The organism is Phenylobacterium sp., from assembly GCF_036263695.1.
GTDB lineage: Bacteria > Pseudomonadota > Alphaproteobacteria > Caulobacterales > Caulobacteraceae > Phenylobacterium.
Genome location: NZ_DATAGM010000365.1, coordinates 1 through 1,532 on the forward strand (window position 1 = coordinate 1; position 1,532 = coordinate 1,532).

2 protein-coding genes are annotated in these 1,532 nt (G+C 67.8%); both read right to left on the reverse strand.

The genetic code is table 11. The features are described 5' to 3' along the window. Window positions 1–1,366: phytoene desaturase (locus tag VHK87_RS14900; RefSeq protein ID WP_329635676.1), on the reverse strand; the 1,366-nt coding region annotated here is incomplete at its 3' end. Then, complete coding sequence (locus tag VHK87_RS14905; RefSeq protein ID WP_329635677.1) at window positions 1,359–1,526, reverse strand: lycopene cyclase family protein; 168 nt, start codon at window positions 1,524–1,526, stop codon at window positions 1,359–1,361. The genes VHK87_RS14905 and VHK87_RS14900, both read right to left, overlap by 8 nt. Window positions 1,527–1,532: the final 6 nt, after the last annotated feature.

Below are 1,532 nucleotides of genomic sequence, written 5' to 3' on the forward strand. Positions count from 1 at the left end.
GAACAGCGTCACGGTTGTGCACGCGGAAGTAGGCGCTCTGCGTCAGGATGGGCTCCAGCGAGAAGGCGGAACCGAGATGGGCGTTGAGCTCGCTGGCGAAGTCCGCCGGCGTGAAGATCCGCAGCGTGTCCAGGTCTCGCCGCAGGTTCGGCAGCACCCGAGCCTCCAGCGAGTCCAGGATTTTGTCCGCGTAGCGCGGCCCCTCGGTCGCCCAGTCGATCGGCTGGCGCAGATTGGGGACGGGCGACAGGGCGTAGTAGGCGCTGCGGCCCTCCGGCGCGAGGGAGGGATCAGTGACGCTGGGCGCGTGCAGGTACAGCGAGAAGTCGTCACGCAGGGGCTTGGCGCCACAGATGGCCTGCACCAGCCCCTTGTACTCGGGGCCGAACAGGATGGAGTGATGCGCCATGTCGCCCGGCGGTCGCTTCAGGCCGAAGTAGACAACGAACAGCGACATGGAGAAGCGACGGCGGCTGAGCTTCTTCTCCATCGCCTCGCCACGCGGGTGGTGGCGCAGCAGACGGCCGTAGGTGTGGACGACGTCGCCGTTCGAGGCGACGAGGTCGGCGTCGACCTTCCGCCCGCCTTTCACCAGCACGCCGTGCACGCGGCCATCGCGGGTCAGGATCTGCGTCACCGGAGTGTTCAGCAGGACGGTCCCGCCGAGATCCTCGAACAGCCGCATCAGGGCGCGGACGAGGGCGCCCGTACCACCGCGCGGGAACCATACGCCCCAGCGTCGTTCGAGGGCGTGGATCAGGGTGTAGATCGACGAGCTCTCGAATGGGCTGCCGCCGACCAGCAGGGTGTGGAAGCTCAGCGCCTGGCGAAGGTGCGGGTGGCGGACATACTGGGAGACCTTGCTGTAGACGGTCCGCCACGCCTCCAGCTTGGCCAGCTGCGGCGCGGCCCGCATCATGCTGCCGACGTCCAGGAATGGCACGTGACCGAGCTTGACGTAGCCTTCCTGGAAAACCGCCTCGGAGTACTGGAGAAAGCGGCGATACCCTGCGACATCGGCGGGGTTCAGCGCTTCGATCTGCCTATCGAGCTCGGCCTGGTCGTTCACGTAGTCGAAGGTCGCGCCGTCTTCCCAGAACAGCCGATAGAACGGGCTGATCGGCAGTAGCTCGACGTAATCCTCCATCCGGCGCCCGGAGAGGCCGAAGAGCTCGGCCAGGCTCGACGGATCTGTGATGACGGTGGGGCCGGCGTCGAAGGTGTAGCCGTCCTGTTCGTAGACGTAGGCGCGACCGCCTGGCCTGTCGCGTTTCTCCAGCAGGGTCGTCGGGATGCCCGCGGACTGCAGGCGGATGGCGAGCGCCAGCCCTCCGAATCCGGCCCCGATCACCACAGCATCAGGCACGGGCGCGCTCCAGGGCGGATTCGGGCAGGGCTGCGAGCGCTCGGCGGACCGGGACCGGCGGCTTCCCGGCGAGGATCCGCACCTTGTCGGCGAGACTCGGCCGGCCGGCGTAGAAGCGCTCGATGAGCGGTTGCGGGAGCCGATAGAAGCGCTCCAGCACGCGGTA